This window comes from Tractidigestivibacter sp. (genome assembly GCF_050946515.1).
GTDB lineage: Bacteria > Actinomycetota > Coriobacteriia > Coriobacteriales > Atopobiaceae > Tractidigestivibacter.
The window spans coordinates 86,933-101,555 of record NZ_JBMNUX010000001.1; the positions used below are offsets into that span (position 1 = coordinate 86,933).

13 protein-coding genes and 2 tRNA genes are annotated in these 14,623 nt (G+C 60.4%); 13 read left to right on the forward strand and 2 right to left on the reverse strand.

The features are described from left to right. Positions 1 to 66 precede the first annotated feature (66 nt). The 3 genes from selD to ACOYJL_RS00385 all read left to right on the forward strand — a co-directional run bounded on the left by selD (position 67) and on the right by ACOYJL_RS00385 (position 2,477). Positions 67 to 1,110 (forward strand): selenide, water dikinase SelD, encoded by a 1,044-nt coding sequence (gene selD / locus ACOYJL_RS00375; protein ID WP_433568211.1) that lies wholly within the window; start codon positions 67 to 69, stop codon positions 1,108 to 1,110. A gap of 8 nt (positions 1,111 to 1,118) precedes the next feature. Next, positions 1,119 to 2,321 carry a glycosyltransferase family 4 protein gene (locus ACOYJL_RS00380; RefSeq protein WP_433568212.1) on the forward strand — a complete coding sequence of 401 codons (1,203 nt, stop codon included), beginning with the start codon at positions 1,119 to 1,121 and terminating at the stop codon, positions 2,319 to 2,321. A 57-nt stretch (positions 2,322 to 2,378) separates the two neighbouring features. Next, positions 2,379 to 2,477, forward strand: a tRNA-Sec gene (locus ACOYJL_RS00385). Positions 2,478 to 2,513: 36 nt separating this feature from the next. On the opposite strand, the gene ACOYJL_RS00390 is transcribed toward ACOYJL_RS00385, so the two are convergent. Then, positions 2,514 to 3,176 carry a TetR/AcrR family transcriptional regulator gene (locus tag ACOYJL_RS00390; RefSeq protein ID WP_433568213.1) on the reverse strand — a complete coding sequence of 221 codons (663 nt, stop codon included), beginning with the start codon at positions 3,174 to 3,176 and terminating at the stop codon, positions 2,514 to 2,516. Between the two features lie 181 nt (positions 3,177 to 3,357). On the opposite strand from ACOYJL_RS00390, the gene ACOYJL_RS00395 reads away from it, so the two are divergent. The 10 genes from ACOYJL_RS00395 (at position 3,358) to clpX (ending at position 13,206) form a co-directional block, all read left to right on the forward strand. Then, positions 3,358 to 4,266: a selenium metabolism-associated LysR family transcriptional regulator gene (locus ACOYJL_RS00395; RefSeq protein WP_433568214.1), complete on the forward strand. Its 909-nt coding sequence runs from the start codon at positions 3,358 to 3,360 to the stop codon at positions 4,264 to 4,266. Between the two features lie 224 nt (positions 4,267 to 4,490). Beyond that, positions 4,491 to 5,795, forward strand: a complete 1,305-nt coding sequence (locus ACOYJL_RS00400) for a double-cubane-cluster-containing anaerobic reductase (RefSeq protein WP_433568215.1) — start codon at positions 4,491 to 4,493, stop codon at positions 5,793 to 5,795. Positions 5,796 to 5,922: 127 nt separating this feature from the next. Beyond that, a complete protein-coding gene (gene selA, locus ACOYJL_RS00405) occupies positions 5,923 to 7,413 on the forward strand; it encodes an L-seryl-tRNA(Sec) selenium transferase (protein WP_433568216.1) in 1,491 nt (496 codons plus the stop codon). A gap of 28 nt (positions 7,414 to 7,441) precedes the next feature. After that, positions 7,442 to 8,062: a sulfurtransferase-like selenium metabolism protein YedF gene (yedF, locus tag ACOYJL_RS00410; RefSeq protein ID WP_433568217.1), complete on the forward strand. Its 621-nt coding sequence runs from the start codon at positions 7,442 to 7,444 to the stop codon at positions 8,060 to 8,062. A gap of 9 nt (positions 8,063 to 8,071) precedes the next feature. Then, positions 8,072 to 8,311, forward strand: coding sequence for a DUF3343 domain-containing protein (locus ACOYJL_RS00415; RefSeq protein ID WP_433568218.1), 240 nt, complete (start codon positions 8,072 to 8,074; stop codon positions 8,309 to 8,311). A gap of 22 nt (positions 8,312 to 8,333) precedes the next feature. Continuing rightward, entirely contained in the window at positions 8,334 to 9,479 is a 1,146-nt protein-coding gene (locus tag ACOYJL_RS00420; protein WP_433568219.1) for an aminotransferase class V-fold PLP-dependent enzyme, read from the forward strand. A gap of 184 nt (positions 9,480 to 9,663) precedes the next feature. Next, positions 9,664 to 9,750: transfer RNA gene (locus ACOYJL_RS00425), tRNA-Leu, on the forward strand. 66 nt (positions 9,751 to 9,816) lie between these two features. Then, positions 9,817 to 11,187: a trigger factor gene (gene tig, locus ACOYJL_RS00430; protein ID WP_433568220.1), complete on the forward strand. Its 1,371-nt coding sequence runs from the start codon at positions 9,817 to 9,819 to the stop codon at positions 11,185 to 11,187. A gap of 84 nt (positions 11,188 to 11,271) precedes the next feature. Continuing rightward, positions 11,272 to 11,892 (forward strand): ATP-dependent Clp protease proteolytic subunit, encoded by a 621-nt coding sequence (locus ACOYJL_RS00435; RefSeq protein ID WP_433568221.1) that lies wholly within the window; start codon positions 11,272 to 11,274, stop codon positions 11,890 to 11,892. Positions 11,893 to 11,895: 3 nt separating this feature from the next. Further along, a complete protein-coding gene (gene clpX / locus ACOYJL_RS00440) occupies positions 11,896 to 13,206 on the forward strand; it encodes an ATP-dependent Clp protease ATP-binding subunit ClpX (RefSeq protein ID WP_433568222.1) in 1,311 nt (436 codons plus the stop codon). Positions 13,207 to 13,340: 134 nt separating this feature from the next. Here the strand turns inward: clpX and ACOYJL_RS00445 are convergent, their stop codons facing one another. Next, on the reverse strand, positions 13,341 to 14,465 hold the full coding sequence (locus ACOYJL_RS00445; protein ID WP_433568223.1) for a glycosyltransferase family 8 protein: 1,125 nt from the start codon (positions 14,463 to 14,465) through the stop codon (positions 13,341 to 13,343). Positions 14,466 to 14,623: the final 158 nt, after the last annotated feature.

The following is a 14,623-nucleotide window of genomic DNA, read 5'->3' on the forward strand; positions in this document are numbered from 1 at the left end:
CCTATGGTAGGCTTTCAAAGGATTCACCATTCAATTCTTCATCCCAAGACGCGATTGGAGGGACGAATGAGCAGCGAGGACATACGCCTCACGCAGATGACGACCGCCTCTGGTTGAGCTGCCAAATTGGCGCCTGACGCCCTCGCGCAGGTTCTGCGCGAGCTTCCAAACATAAAAAACGATCGCGTCCTCGTTGGCTATGACACCTCTGACGACGCGTGCGTCTACAAGGTGAGCGACGATGTGGCGCTGATCAACACCGTCGACTTCTTCCCGCCGATGGTCGATGACCCCTTCACTTTTGGCCAGATTGCCGCCGCGAACGCTCTTTCGGACGTGTGGGCAATGGGAGGCAAGCCTACCTTGGCGATGAACCTCTTGTGCTTCCCCAGCTGCCTGGACGTCTCGGTCGCAAACCAAATTCTTGCCGGCGGGGCCGACAAGGCGATGGAGGCCGGGTGCACAATCGTCGGTGGCCATACCATTGCGGATGACGAGCCAAAGTACGGGATGTGCGTCACGGGGTTCGCTCGTCCAGAGGAGATTCTTGCCAACAGCACCGCAAAGGCGGGCGACGCCCTGGTCTTGACGAAGCCTCTTGGGACCGGCGTCATCAACACGGCAATTAAGGGAGAGGTTCTCGACGACAAGCGTGCCGAGCGCATGGCCATCGACACGATGCGCCTTCTGAACAAGTATGCTGCCGAGGCTGCGCACGGCCTTGACGTTCACGCTTGCACTGACGTGACGGGCTTTGGCCTTATCGGACACCTATGCGAGATGGCAGAAGGCTCCGGCGTCTGCATTGAGCTGCGAGCCTCGTCGGTGCCGCTTCTTCCCAAGGCTCGTGAGATGGCTGCAATGGGCGTGATTCCCGCGGGAGCTTATCGTAACCGCGATTATTTCGGAACTCGGGTCTCCATTGCCGACGGCGTGCATGACGACGTCTCTGACCTGCTCTACGACCCCCAGACCTCTGGCGGGCTCATCTTTGCCCTTCCTCAGGCTGATGCCATCAAGCTTGTCTCTCGGCTTGAGGGCCAAGGCCATGTGGGAGCAATCGTCGGGCGCGTCCTCGACAAGGCTGACGTCTCCTTGAAAGTTGTCTGATCGCGGCCATGCGCATTCTGAACATCTCGGCCCAGCGGCCTGACTCGACGGGAAGCGGGGTGTACCTGACACAACTTGTGCATGGGCAGCTCGCCCGAGGAAACGAGGCCTGCGTTCTTTGTGGTCTTCCCTCGGGCGAGCCTTTTCCGTCCTCTCTTTCCCCTTCAGAGGTCCGAGCCGTGAGGTTCGACTCCGAAGAGCTTCCCTTCCATGTGTGCGGGATGTCAGACTCCATGCCTTACCCAGCAACGCGCTATCGCGACCTGTCAGATGGCCAGCTTCAGGCATTCGCCGGCGCGTTCAAGAGGGAGATAGCCAAGGCGGTCGACGAGTTCAATCCCGACGTCGTCGTCTCTCATCATCTCTATATCGTGACGGCCATCGCGGCCAGCATCATTCGCGATAGACCAGTCGTCGGCGTGTGCCACTCAACGGGTCTTCGCCAACTTGCCCGAAATGGTCCCGAGCGCGATTTCGTCATAAAGGGAATCGGCAACCTTGACATGGTCCTCTGCTTGCATGACGCGCAGCGCGAGGAGGTCGAGCGCGTCTTCTCGCTCCCTCCCGAGCGAACGATGGCCGTGGGCGTTGGCTTTGACAGCTCGGTCTTCCATCCTGGAGATCCATCCGAACGCATCCCAAGGCACGTTCTCTATGCGGGAAAGATCTGTCGTGCGAAAGGCGTCGAGTCGCTCTTGCGCGCCTGCGAGCTGCTAAAAGATGACCAATCGTGCGATCCGTTTTCCTTGGAGCTTGCCGGAGGGGGAGAGGGAGAGGAATTCGCTGACCTCGTTCAGCGTTCATGCGCCCTTCCTTTTTCTCGCTATGTTGGAAAGCTAGACCAGGGCTCGCTTGCGGCTCGCTATCGTCAAGCCCAGGTGTATGTGCTTCCATCCTTCTTCGAGGGGCTTCCTCTTACCGTCGTTGAGGCGCTGGCTTCCGGGTGCGTCGTCGTATGCACCGACCTTCCGGGGATTCGCTCCTGGATTTGCGGGCGCGTTCCCAATGCTCCTGTCACCTGGGTGAAGCCGCCTCGGATGGCCGGGGTTGGCGTGCCGGTGGAAGAGGACCTTCCTGCCTTCGAGCGTCGTCTGGCGCAGGCAATGAGACAGGCGCTGCTTGTTCGTCCGACGTGCGTTGACGCATCGGCAGCCTCATGGTCTTCCGTCAGCGACCTTGTGTGCGAGGTGCTCGCTCGTCTCGTACAATAGGACCTCGAGCCGCGATACTCACATATCGCGCTAAGGCAATTTGAGCTCGAAGGTCAGGAGAGCAGAAGGGTGGCTGGTGTGCCCTCTGGTCCTCAAAACCAGTACGAGCGGCCTCGCGGTCGCTCGGGTGGGTTCGATTCCCACCTGCTCTCGCCATGCCCCTCCTTGATGCGAGGAGCTTGAGATGACGCCTTAGCCCCGATCTTTGGTGACGAAGCAAGCGACCTCCAAGAACTCCTTCGCGAGCGCTGTGGCATCTTCCTCGCTGTGGCCGCGCCCGCGCAGCTCGAGGAGCATGCAGCGATAGTGGTCAATCGCGATAATGTTTGCGATCTCACGGTCGTGGTCGCTCATATGCAGCTCGTCCGCTCGGGGGGCGAGGGCATTGCTTCCGCGCTCCTCGATGTCCCCCTGCATAAGTATCGTGAGCGCCCCGGGATCGACCTTGTTGAGCTCTTCGGGAAAGACGCTGTAGTAGCGCTGCACCACGTTGGTTATCTCTACTCGATGCGTTCCGAAGAAGAGGCTGTAGAAGAGGTCGGGGTCTCGGAAGCTGTACTCGCATGTTATGCGCCAGGCGCGCTCGTAGCGCTCCTCTGCGCTCATGCGTTTGTCGGTCTCGGCAGCAAGCTCCTCGCACATCTTGGTGAGCGGCTGGATTCCCACGTACATCAAAAGCTCGTCCACGTCGGCAAAGTAGAGGTAGAGCGTTGCGCTGCTATAGCCCGTCTGACGGGAGATCTCGCGAATCGACACGGCGCGTGCGCCCTTCTCGATAACGATCTTGCGCGTTGCCTCCACGAAGGTGTGGACGACGGTCCGGCGCTCCTCGTCTGTGTACCTGACTCTTCCCATCTGCTTGGCGGGTCTCAGCCCGCCTTCCCCCTCTCGGCAGGTCATTTTATGGACGAATTCCATAGTAATTAAAAATCCCAATATGTAGGTAAACTACTCTATAGATGGTGCTAGGCATGCGGAAAACGCAGTCCCAAGCAAGCGCCATTGCTTGGGACTTGAAAAAGGGCGGGGAGCGTACATGGACTTCAAGCAGCTTCGGTCATTCGTCACGGTCGTCGAATGCGGGAGCTTTACCGGGGCGGCCAGCCTTCTGGGCGTCTCGCAGCCAACGGTGTCGACCCATGTGCGCATGCTGGAGGAGGAGCTCGGGGTTCCGCTGGTGCTTCGCACGGCAAAGCGCGTCGAGCTCACGCCCAAAGGCGAGCGCATCTACGACCAGGCCGTCGACATGCTCACGATGTATGACCACATCATTGGCGCAGCGAGGGAGCGCGACTCCAAGACGATATATCTGGGCGCCTCGTCCATTCCGTCCGCCTACATCCTTCCCACGGTGCTCTCGGAGTTCTCCCAAGAGTACCCCGACGTCAAATTCGTTATCTATCAGGACGATAGTCAAGGCGTGCTCTCAAGCCTCAAGGAGGGGCTCTTCGACCTGGGCGTCATTGGGATGTCTCCCGAAGACCCAACGATTGAGAGCGTGCCCATCTGCAAGGACCGCCTCGTCTTGGTTACGGCAGCGACCAAGCAGCTTGTCGCTGAGAGCAAAAGGCCCTCGAGGACGACGATTGCGTACATCTTGACGGAAAACCCGATTATCGAACGGCGCGAGGGAAGCGCCTCTCGCGGGGTCATGGACCAGATCTTCGTGGAGGAAGGCATCGCGAGCGAAAGCCTGAACATCGTCGCGCGCATCAATGACCAAGAGGCCATCAAGAACCTGGTGGAGACGGGGCTCGGCGTCAGCGTCATGTCCTATAGGGCGGTCAAGGACCGCGTCAAGGAGGGGCGGCTTGTCGCGTTTGACTTCAACTGTCCATCCGCCACACGAAACCTGTATGCCATACATCGTTCGTCCTCTCAGATGGACGAGAAGACGCAGCAGTTCCTTACGTTCCTACGCCTTCGCTGCGCTACCGAACAATAGAAGGAGAGCCTCGCCAGCGTTCAGCTTTCCTGAGGCTTATCGGCATAGCTTCTTACAAGAGAGAGGGGCGGTCGTTTCGACGGCTGCCCTCTCTCTTTCTTGCCGCCTGCCGATTGGGCTCAATAAAAGAAAGACGTTTTTAATAATCACGATTACAGTATTTTAGACAGGACCGGGAAGGGGTCCCTCATTACGTAGGAACGAGCAAGAGGAAAGGAATTTCGATGAGCGAGAGCAGCGAGAACTCTCAGACAGCCGAAGTCGACTACCACCCCATGTGGTCGGAGCTCGGCATGGACGTCCAAGCCCACGACGGCCTTCTTGGAGCCGTTGGGCAGATGTATCAGGAAAGCTATCTCTCCCAGAAGAATCGTCCAGAGTCGACCTCGTACCTTGACGGGGTTGCGATGAACATCCACTCCGGCCGCATCAAGGAGATGGTTGATGCCAAGCACGCTGAGGGAAAGAAGGTCGTCGGCTCTTTCTGCCTCTACGTTCCCGAGGAAATCATCACCGCGGCAGGCGGAACCTCGGTGGGCCTTTGCTCTGGCGCCGACTGGGACACTGCCAAGGTTGAGGAGCATCTGCCCCGCAACACCTGCCCTCTCATCAAGAGCTTTACGGGCTTCAAGCTTGGTCGCGTGTGCCCTTATATCGAGTCGAGCGACCTCGTGGTGGGCGAGAACACCTGCGACGGCAAGAAGAAGGCCTATGAGTTCTTCGGAACCCAGAAGCCAATGTTCATCATGGACGTTCCCAACGTGAAGACCGACGAGACAAAGCAGCACTTCAGAAACGAGGTGCGCCGACTCGCCAAGCGCGTCGAGCAGGAGACTGGAAACACGATTGCTTACGAGGGCCTCAAGGCGGCAATCAAGCAGGCGAACGACAAGCGCCGCGCGCTCCAGCGACTCTACAAGACGCGCTCTGCCGATCCGGCTCCCATCTCTGGCCTCGATAGTCTGCTGGCCGTGCAGGCGGCCTTCATGGACGACCCCGTCAGGCTTACTGCGGCAATCAACAAGATGTCGGAGGAGTGCGAGAGGCGTGTGCATGACGGCGTCGGCGTGAGCGAGAAGGGAGCAAAGCGCATCCTCTACACCGGCACGCCCATGGCCGTACCTTACTGGAAGATCTTCACGATCATCGAGCAGGCAGGCGCCGTAATCGTGGGAGAGGAGTGCTGCACGGGCAGCCGCTACTACAAGGACCTCGTCGACGAGGGCGGCCAGACGCTCGACGAGCTTTACGACGCCATTGCCGACCGCTACTTCAACATCAATTGCGCAATCTATACGCCTAACCCCGGCCGCATCGAGGACGTGCTCAAGATGGCAAAGGAGCAGCATGCCGACGGCATCATTGACTGCTCGCTGCAGTTCTGCACCATCTATGACATGGAGTCCTTCGGCATGGAGAAGGCAGCGCAGGAGGCTGGCATCCCCTACATGCACATCACTACTGATTACTCCAGCGAAGACTCTGGTCAGCTGAAGACCCGCGTCGAGGCGTTCCTCGAGATGCTCTAAGAGGTCCGTTTGCATGGGCGTCCCCTCGCTGAGGCGGGCGCCTTCTGCTGCCTCTCAAGCCGGTCGGATGCGTTGGTATGGAAGTTTTTCCTAAACGCGATTAATATTCTTTGCGATGGATTATGGCATGGCGATTGGAATTGGAGGATGCGTGTCTGACACGTCGCTTCTCCGCCTAATACCAAAGGTGGACGTGCTTCTCTCAAGCCCTGCGTTGGATGACGCCTGCTCGCGTTTCCCATATGAGCAGGTACGGGAGTATGCACGCGACTATCTCGAGGTCCTTCGCAAGAACGTCCTCACTGGCAAGATGGCCTCAGTTCCCTCTGTCGACGAAATCGCGGCAGATATTTTGGATGGCCTCGATTTGGGCGAAAACTACAGCCTTCGCCGCGTCATCAATGCGACGGGCATCGTGCTCCACACCAACCTCGGGCGTGCCCCTTTGGGCGAAGAGGTGTCGCGCCATGTGGCCGAAGTCGCCGCTGGGTACTCGAACCTCGAGTACGACCTCGCCGACGGGAATCGTGGCAGTCGCTATTCCCATGTGGAGCGTCTCCTCTGCAAGCTTTCTGGCGCAGAGTCGGCGATGGTCGTGAACAACAACGCCAGTGCGGTGCTGCTCGTGCTCGACACGCTTTGCCGGAACAAGAAGGTTGCCATCTCTCGTGGCGAGCTCGTCGAGATTGGCGGCTCCTTCCGCGTGCCAGACATCATGGAGCGAGGGGGAGCCGAGCTTCTCGAGGTAGGGACCACCAACAAGACGCATCCTTATGACTACGAGCGAGCCCTTGGCCAAGGCGCCGAGGCTCTTCTGAAAGTGCATGCCAGCAACTTCGTCATGAAAGGATTTACCGAATCCGTCTCTGCGGGCGACCTTGCGAAAATGGCACACCAGCACGGAGCCATAGCGATCTTTGATGCCGGCTCTGCCACGCTCTTTCCGTCCGAGCTCTTGGGCATCCCCGAGGCGGTGGACGTCCGCGCCGCAATCCGGGACGGGGTTGACCTCGCGTGCTTTTCCGGCGACAAGCTCCTGGGGTCTGCCCAGGCAGGCATCATACTCGGTCGCAAGGGCCTTGTTGACCGCCTCAAGCGAAATCCCCTCTCTCGCGCCCTTCGCATCGACAAGCTCTCTCTTGCTGCGCTGGAGGGAACGCTCCAGCTTTGCCTCAGCCCAAAGGAGGCCATCTCTCGCGTGCCCACGCTCCGCATGCTCGCCATGAGCCGGGAGGATTGCGCTGATCGCGCCAAGCTCCTTCTCGACGCGATCAGCTCAGAAGGGCAAGGCGTCGACGCGCGCCTCCAAGACGTGGAAGACGAGGCCGGCGGCGGCTCTCTTCCTGGGGTCACGCTGCCGGGCTGCGCCGTGTCGCTTGGCGCAGGCGACCTCGGCGCGCGCGGGCTTGAGAGACGCCTTCGCCAGTCAGCTGTGCCAATAGTGAGCCGCGTCCATGATGGCCGCGTTCTCTTGAGCGCGAGAACCATTGCGGAAGACGAAATCTCGCTAATCGCGTCAGCGGTAATTCTCGCGATGACGGAATCCCCCGGCAACGGCTGGCAAGGCGGAGGCGGCTACGTCACTTCTCAGCGCGGTCACATCAATTCTCAGCAATAGCTGCATCCGATAGCGGAAGGAAGCAATCATGGAAAACATCGTTAAGGTAGACGCAATGGGAAAGGCCTGCCCCATCCCCGTGGTCATGACGCTCAAGGCCATCAAGGGCATGGAGAGCGCAGGCACCGTCGTGACTTTGGTCGACAACGGAACCGCTGTCCAGAACCTGCAGAAGCTTGCTGCCGACAGGGGGCTCTCTGCGACCGTCGAGACCAAGGGAGACAACAGCTACGAGGTCAGCATTGCGGTTCCCGAGGGGCTCACTGTCTCCTCTGACGAGATCGACAACGCTACCTGCCTGGTTCCGCAGAAGAAAAACGTGGTCGTGCAGATCAGCTCAGACGCGATGGGCTCGGGAGACGACAAGCTTGGCCGCCAGCTCATGAAGGCCTTCATCTACTCGCTCACCCAGCAGGACGAGCTGCCGCAGACCGTGATTTTCTATAACGGCGGCGCTCACCTCACCTGCGAGGGCTCGCTCTCGCTCGAGGACATCCAGGCCATGGCGGATGCTGGCGTCGACATCATGACCTGCGGCACCTGCCTGAACTATTACGGCATCACCGACCAGCTCAAGGTTGGTCGAGTCTCCAACATGTACGAGATCGTGGATAAGCTCGAGGGCGCCACGCTGGTTGTCCGTCCGTAGGGACGAGCCATGGCCCTTCCGAAACGCCCCGCCGTCGTTATCTCTTTCGACAGCACCACTGCGGCCATGGAGGCCGAGGAGCTCTTTCTCTCGAAGGGGCTCCCCGGCCGCATCATCCCGCTGCCCCGCGAGATCTCGGCTGGCTGCGGCCTTTCTTGGAAGGCCGCGCCAGGAGACGAGAAGGTGCTTCTCCCGGCTCTGGACGAGGCGGGAATAGAGCACTCCGGAGTCTACAGCCTTGTCATCTAAGCAAACCTGCATAGGAAGCGCAATGATTTACCTCGATAATGCCGCGACGACGATGAAGAAGCCCGACTGCGTGGTCGAAGCCGTGGCGAGGGCCCTCACGACGATGGGGAACGCCTCGCGCGGCGCGCACTCGGGCTCCCTTGCGGCATCCCGAGTGGACCTCGCCTGCAGGCAGAAGGCTGCCCGCCTCTTTGGGTGCTGGCGCCCCGACCATGTCTGCTTTGCCTCAAACTCCACCGAGGCGCTCAACATTGCCCTCATGGGAATTCTCAATGAAGGCGATCATGCTATTTCGACCGACCTCGAGCACAACTCCGTCCTGCGTCCGCTCTATCGACTTCAGGCTGAACGCGGTCTGCAAGTAGACTTTGTGCCAGCAGACCGCTTGGGGATGATCGACTATGACGACTTCGAGCGCCTGATCAAGCCGAACACGCGGCTTATCGTGGCGAATCACGCCTCAAACGTGACCGGAAACCTCGTTGACGTGGCCCGCATCGGCAAGATTGCCCACGAGCACGACCTGATTTTTGTCGTAGACGCCTCTCAGACTGCGGGATGCGTTCCCATAGACATGCAGGCCATGGGCATCGACGTCCTCTGCTTCACCGGTCACAAGGGACTCTATGGTCCTCAGGGGACAGGGGGCTTGTGCGTGGGCAAGGGAGTCGAGATTCGTCCCTGGAAGGTGGGCGGAACTGGCGTCCAGTCATACTCGAAGGCGCAGCCCGCAGACTACCCAACGCGCCTCGAGGCAGGAACGCTCAACAGCCATGGGCTGGCCGGTCTCTCCGCAGCGTTCGACTTTGTCGAGGACATTGGCGTGACCGCGATCAGCCATCATGAGCGAATCCTGATGCAGCGCTTCTACGAGGGCGTCCATAACGTCGATGGCGTCAAGGTCTATGGCGACATCACGCTGGAGGACGGCCGCGAGAGAACCGCGATTGTCTCCATCAACATCCGCGACTACGATTCGGGCGCCGTGTCCGACGCGCTCGCCGAGGGCTACGGCATCGCGACAAGGCCGGGCGCCCACTGCGCTCCTCGCATGCACCAGGCGCTTGGGACGGTCGACCAGGGCGTCGTCCGCTTCAGCTTCTCGTATTTCAACACGGCAGCTGAGGTGGACGCCGCAATCGCTGCAGTCCGCGAGATCGCCGGATAGACAAGGCTTTATCAAGAGCCGCTACGGAAACAACGAGGAGCGCGCTCTTGCCATGGCCCGGTGAATAGGCTCGCTCAAAAAAGCTCGGCTGCGCTCGTCCTGCGGACTTTATTGGAATTGATGCGCCGGCGCGTGGGTACACTGGCAACGTTTTTGCTATGATTGCAAGGCTATGTGTGTCAATGCGGGCGTGGCGGAACTGGTAGACGCGCTGGATTTAGGTTCCAGTGGGGGAAACTCCGTGAAGGTTCGAGTCCTTTCGCCCGCACCACATACATACAGCCGAAGCAAGCTCGGCGGGGCACATCCTGCCGAGGCACGAGACACTGGAGGAACGTTGAAGATCACTGTCACTGCCGAAGAGCCGCAGGACAACAAGGTTGCCGCGAAGCTCACCATTCCCGCCGCTGACGTTGACGCGGCTATCGCGAAGACCTACAAGGACATCGCGCACAAGTACAACTTCCAGGGCTTCCGTCGCGGTCATGCCCCGCGCCCGGTGATCGATGGCATCATCGGCAAGGAGTCGGTCCGCGCTCAGGCTACCAATGACCTCCTGAACGACGCCGAGCCTCTGATGCTTGACGAGCTCGACATCGTGCCCATCGGCCAGGTTGACTTCGGCTCTGACGTTAAGCCTGCCGTCGATGACACTGACTACGTCATCGACGTCACGATCAACGTGCGTCCTGCCGCCGAGCTCAGCTCCTATGACGCTCCCGAGATCAACATGCCTCCCGAGGACGTCACCGACGCCGAGGTCGAACAGCAGGTCAAGCGCTATCTGACCTACCAGACCACCTATGAGGACCTTCCCGAGGACCAGGTCGCCGAGAAGGGCGACGTCGTGAAGGTCGACGTCGAGAACGTGGAGGGCGCCGAGAAGCTCGCTGGCAACGACCAGTCCCTCACCCTTGAGGACGACAGGGTGCCCGCCGAGGTGCTCGATGCGCTCGTTGGCACCAAGGCCGGCGACGAGAAGGAGGTCGCTTGGACCGTGTCACACGGCGAGGGCGACGACGCGCACGAGGACAGCTACAAGGCCAAGTTCACGGTCAAGGGCGTCCGTCGCCCGCACGTCCCCGAGCTCACCGACGAGTATGCCAAGAAGGGCTTCGGCTATGACACCGTCGATGCCTTCAAGGACGCCGTCCGCGACGAGATCGCTGAGGACAAGAAGGTCAGCCTTCCCGGCCTCAAGGAGGACCGAGTGGTCGAGGCCGTGGGCGAGCGACTGACCCTCGACGAGATTCCCGAGAACTACCAGAACGAGGTCTTCAACGAGCTCGGCCAGGAGGTCCTCGGCCAGATGCAGCGCCAGGGCATCAGCCTTGACATGTACCTTCAGGCCCGCGGCATCCCCGTGGACGACTTCATCGCCGACCTGCACGAGCAGGCCGAGGAGCGCGCTCGCCAGTCGCTGGCCCTCGACGCCATCGTTCGCCAGCTTGGGCTTGAGGCCACCGAGGAGGACGTCCGCTCCGAGTTCGAGAAGGCCGGCGTCAAGGACGTCGACGCCTCCATCGAGCAGTGGCGCTCCGAGGGCAGGCTTCCTGCCATTCGCGACTCCATTAAGCGCACCAAGGCCCTTGACTGGCTGGTCGAGAACGCCAAGGTGACCGTGGTCGACGAGGCTGCGGAGGCAGCCAAGGCCGACGAGGCTTCTGATGACGCTGAGGCCGAGGCAAAGGACTCTGCGGAAGAGTAGCCCCTAACTTGGGTATAACCTTCTCGCCCCGGGTTCGCCTTGGCGTCCCCGGGGCGACCGTGTACCTAGAGGAAGGAACTCGTAATGCAAACACCAAAGGACATCCCGCTCATCCCATACGTGGTTGAGCAGACCCCGCGCGGCGAGCGCAGCTATGACATCTATTCGCGCTTGCTGAACGACCGCATCGTCTTTCTCGGCGAGGAGGTCACGCGCGAGTCCGCGAACCTCGTGATCGCGCAGCTGTTGCACCTCGAGAGCCAAGATCCCGACAAGGACATCTCGCTCTACATCGACTCTCCTGGCGGCGACGTCTACTCGGGCCTGGGCATCATCGACACGATGAACTTTATCAAGCCCGACGTCTCCACCATTTGCGTGGGCATGGCCGCCTCGATGGGCGCTATGATTCTTGCTGCTGGCACCAAGGGCAAGCGCCTGGCGCTGCCCAACTCGATGATCCTCATCCACCAGGTGTCGAGCGGCACGCAGGGCCAGCAGACAGACATCCAGATTCAGGCAAACGAGACCAAGTGGATCCGTGAGCACATGGACCAGATGCTCTCTGACTACACCGGTCAGCCAGTCGAGAAGGTCCACGCCGACACCGAGCGCGACAACTACATGCGCGCGCAGGAGGCGCTTGATTACGGTCTTATCGACAAGGTCATCACATCGCGCGCCGAGCAGAGCAACCAGGAGTAGCGAATGGCAGAGAATGGCAGAGGCAGGGGCGACGACGGACGAGAGATGCGCTGCTCCTTCTGTGGGAAGACCCGCAGCCAGGTAGACAAGCTCATCCAGGGTCCGGGCGGTGTCTTCATCTGTGACGAGTGCGTTCACGCCTGCGCAGAGATGATTGACGAGGCGGACGCAAGCTCCGAAGATGAGGAGATCGATGCTTCCTCCCTTCCCATCAAGGAGGTGCCGACCCCACACGAAATCTACGACGAGCTGTCGCAGTACGTGATGGGCCAAGAGGCAGCAAAGCGCGCCATGAGCGTGGCCGTCTATAACCATTACCGCCGCATCCTCTCTGGAAACGACGAGGTGCCCGAGGGCGAGGAGGACGTTGAGATCGCAAAGAGCAACATCCTCCTGCTTGGTCCCACGGGCACGGGCAAGACGCTTCTTGCCCAGACGCTCGCTCGCTTTCTCGAGGTGCCGTTCGCGATTGCCGATGCCACGACTCTGACCGAGGCCGGATACGTGGGCGAGGACGTCGAGAACATCCTGCTCAAGCTCATCACGGCTGCCGACGGGGACGTCTCGCGGGCCGAGATTGGCATCGTCTACATCGACGAGATCGACAAGATCGCGCGCAAGGCGGAGAACCTCTCGATTACGCGCGACGTCTCCGGCGAGGGAGTCCAGCAGGCGCTCCTCAAGATCCTTGAGGGCACAGACGCAAGCGTGCCGCCCCAGGGCGGCCGCAAGCACCCCCAGCAGGAGCTCATCCACATCAACACGAGGAACATACTGTTCATCTGCGGCGGCGCGTTCGTCGGTCTGGACAAGATTGTCGCCGACCGCATTGGAAAGAAGGGAGTCGGCTTCAATGCCGAGATCTCCCGCGGCAACGACGCCGACGAAGACGAGCTCATGGCGCAGGTCATGCCTCAGGACCTCCACAAGTTTGGCATGATTCCCGAGTTCATCGGCCGAATCCCCGTGATTTGCTCCACCAAGGAGCTGACCGAGGACGACTTCGTCCAGATTCTGACGCAGCCGAGAAACGCGCTCGTGAAGCAGTACCGTCGCATGTTCGAGATCGAGGGCGTCGACCTCGAGTTCACCGACGCGGCTCTCCGCGAGATCGCCCACCAGGCAATCGAGCGCGGGACGGGAGCCCGCGGCCTTCGCGCCATCTGCGAGTCCACGCTCGAGCAGACCATGTTTGACTTGCCGAGCGACCTCGACATCACGAAGGTCATCGTGACGGCAGAGAGCGTTGGCGGGAAAGAGCCCCCCGAAATCATTCGCCAGGAGCCCCTCTTGGGAAAGCACCGTGCCAGCTAGTCTCGCTTCCTAGATTGAGGGAGCTCTAGTTAGGGGGAGCTCCTACAAGCACGCAGCAAAGGCGGCCGCGGTCCAAGGCATCAGGACCGTAGCCGCCTTTTTGTTCCGCCGCGCTTCTCGTCTGTCCGGGGTCGTTAGCCCGTCGTTCCGCCAAGGAACATGTAGCCTTTGATGATGTTCTCGCGACGCTTCGAGCCGCCGGGGCAGGTGTAGTCGAAGGCGCGCATCACGCCGTGGTAGATGGCTACGGACCATGCGCGGCGGAAGAGCCCCGCGGCCGTCGAGCGTGACTCTGCAAGACGTCCGCGCAGCTCGTCGAGATAGGGGGAGCCTGCGGCATAGTACCAGAAGAGCTCGGCCAGGTCAGAGTCTGGGTAGAGCCAAGGCCTGTTGTCCGGTCCCGCGTAGTGTACGATGCAGCGCTCTTCTCTGGCCTCGTCGTACTCAAGCTGCACGTCGATTGGAGCCTGGCGCACGATGTGGGTGCGCCTCATGTGCTGCCAGTCCACCAGATAGTTCCATTTCATGTGGACTCGGCGATAGCGGCCGTTGACAACCTTGTTGAGGACGTCCTGGTCAAGCCAGCGCCACTCGCGCTCGGTTGCCAGGTGAAGGATTTGGGGCGCGCTTATCGTCTGGCGGAACTTCTCCAGGTTCATGAGAAGGACGCCCGCTTGGAAGTAGTCGTGAGGGTCATCCATCCCAAGCTCGTTTTTCAGATACGGTTCGACGGTCGCATCGTAGCCGTCGATCTGGCCGATCGTGTCGGCGTCTCGCGTTGCCGCCAAGAGGTAGCCGTCCACGTCGGTGTCAAAGAGGGGAGAGACGTCCTTGCAGACCACAAGGTCGGAATCTAGGTAGATTGCCTTCTTCACGTTGGGAAGCAGCGTCGGCGCAAGAAGGCGGAAGTACGTCTCGGGGCGGAAGTGCCCGTGATGCGGGAGCTCCAGGTCGCCAAGCGCGGCGTCCACGTCCAGAAAGCCGACATCCACGTTGTCCTTGGTGGCCTGCTCGGTCAGCGTGATCATCGAGGTGGGGGAGATGTCGCGTGTCAGCACAATGATGTCGTAATGGCGCTCGGGCGAGACGTTCTCGATGATCGACTCGATGGCAACCGACATGTATGGGACGAAGTATTCGTTGCAGGCGAAGACGATAACGACGTCGTCGAGGCGAAGAGGCAGCTCGTTCGACGAGGTGGCGAGCATTGTTCTTGAACGGGGCTCCCCGAGGGGAGTGGCTTTGCGCAGTGGCTTCATGTGCCCTTTTCTTCCATAGGGCCGGCGGGGCCCAAAATTCCTAGGCGTCTCCGCAACGCTTGGAAGAGACGCTAACTTTTGGCATTGCTTGACTCTAGCATGATGGCTACCAGCGCAAGCGCGCAGGCCTCTAGCTCTTGAAACCCACAGAACAGGCG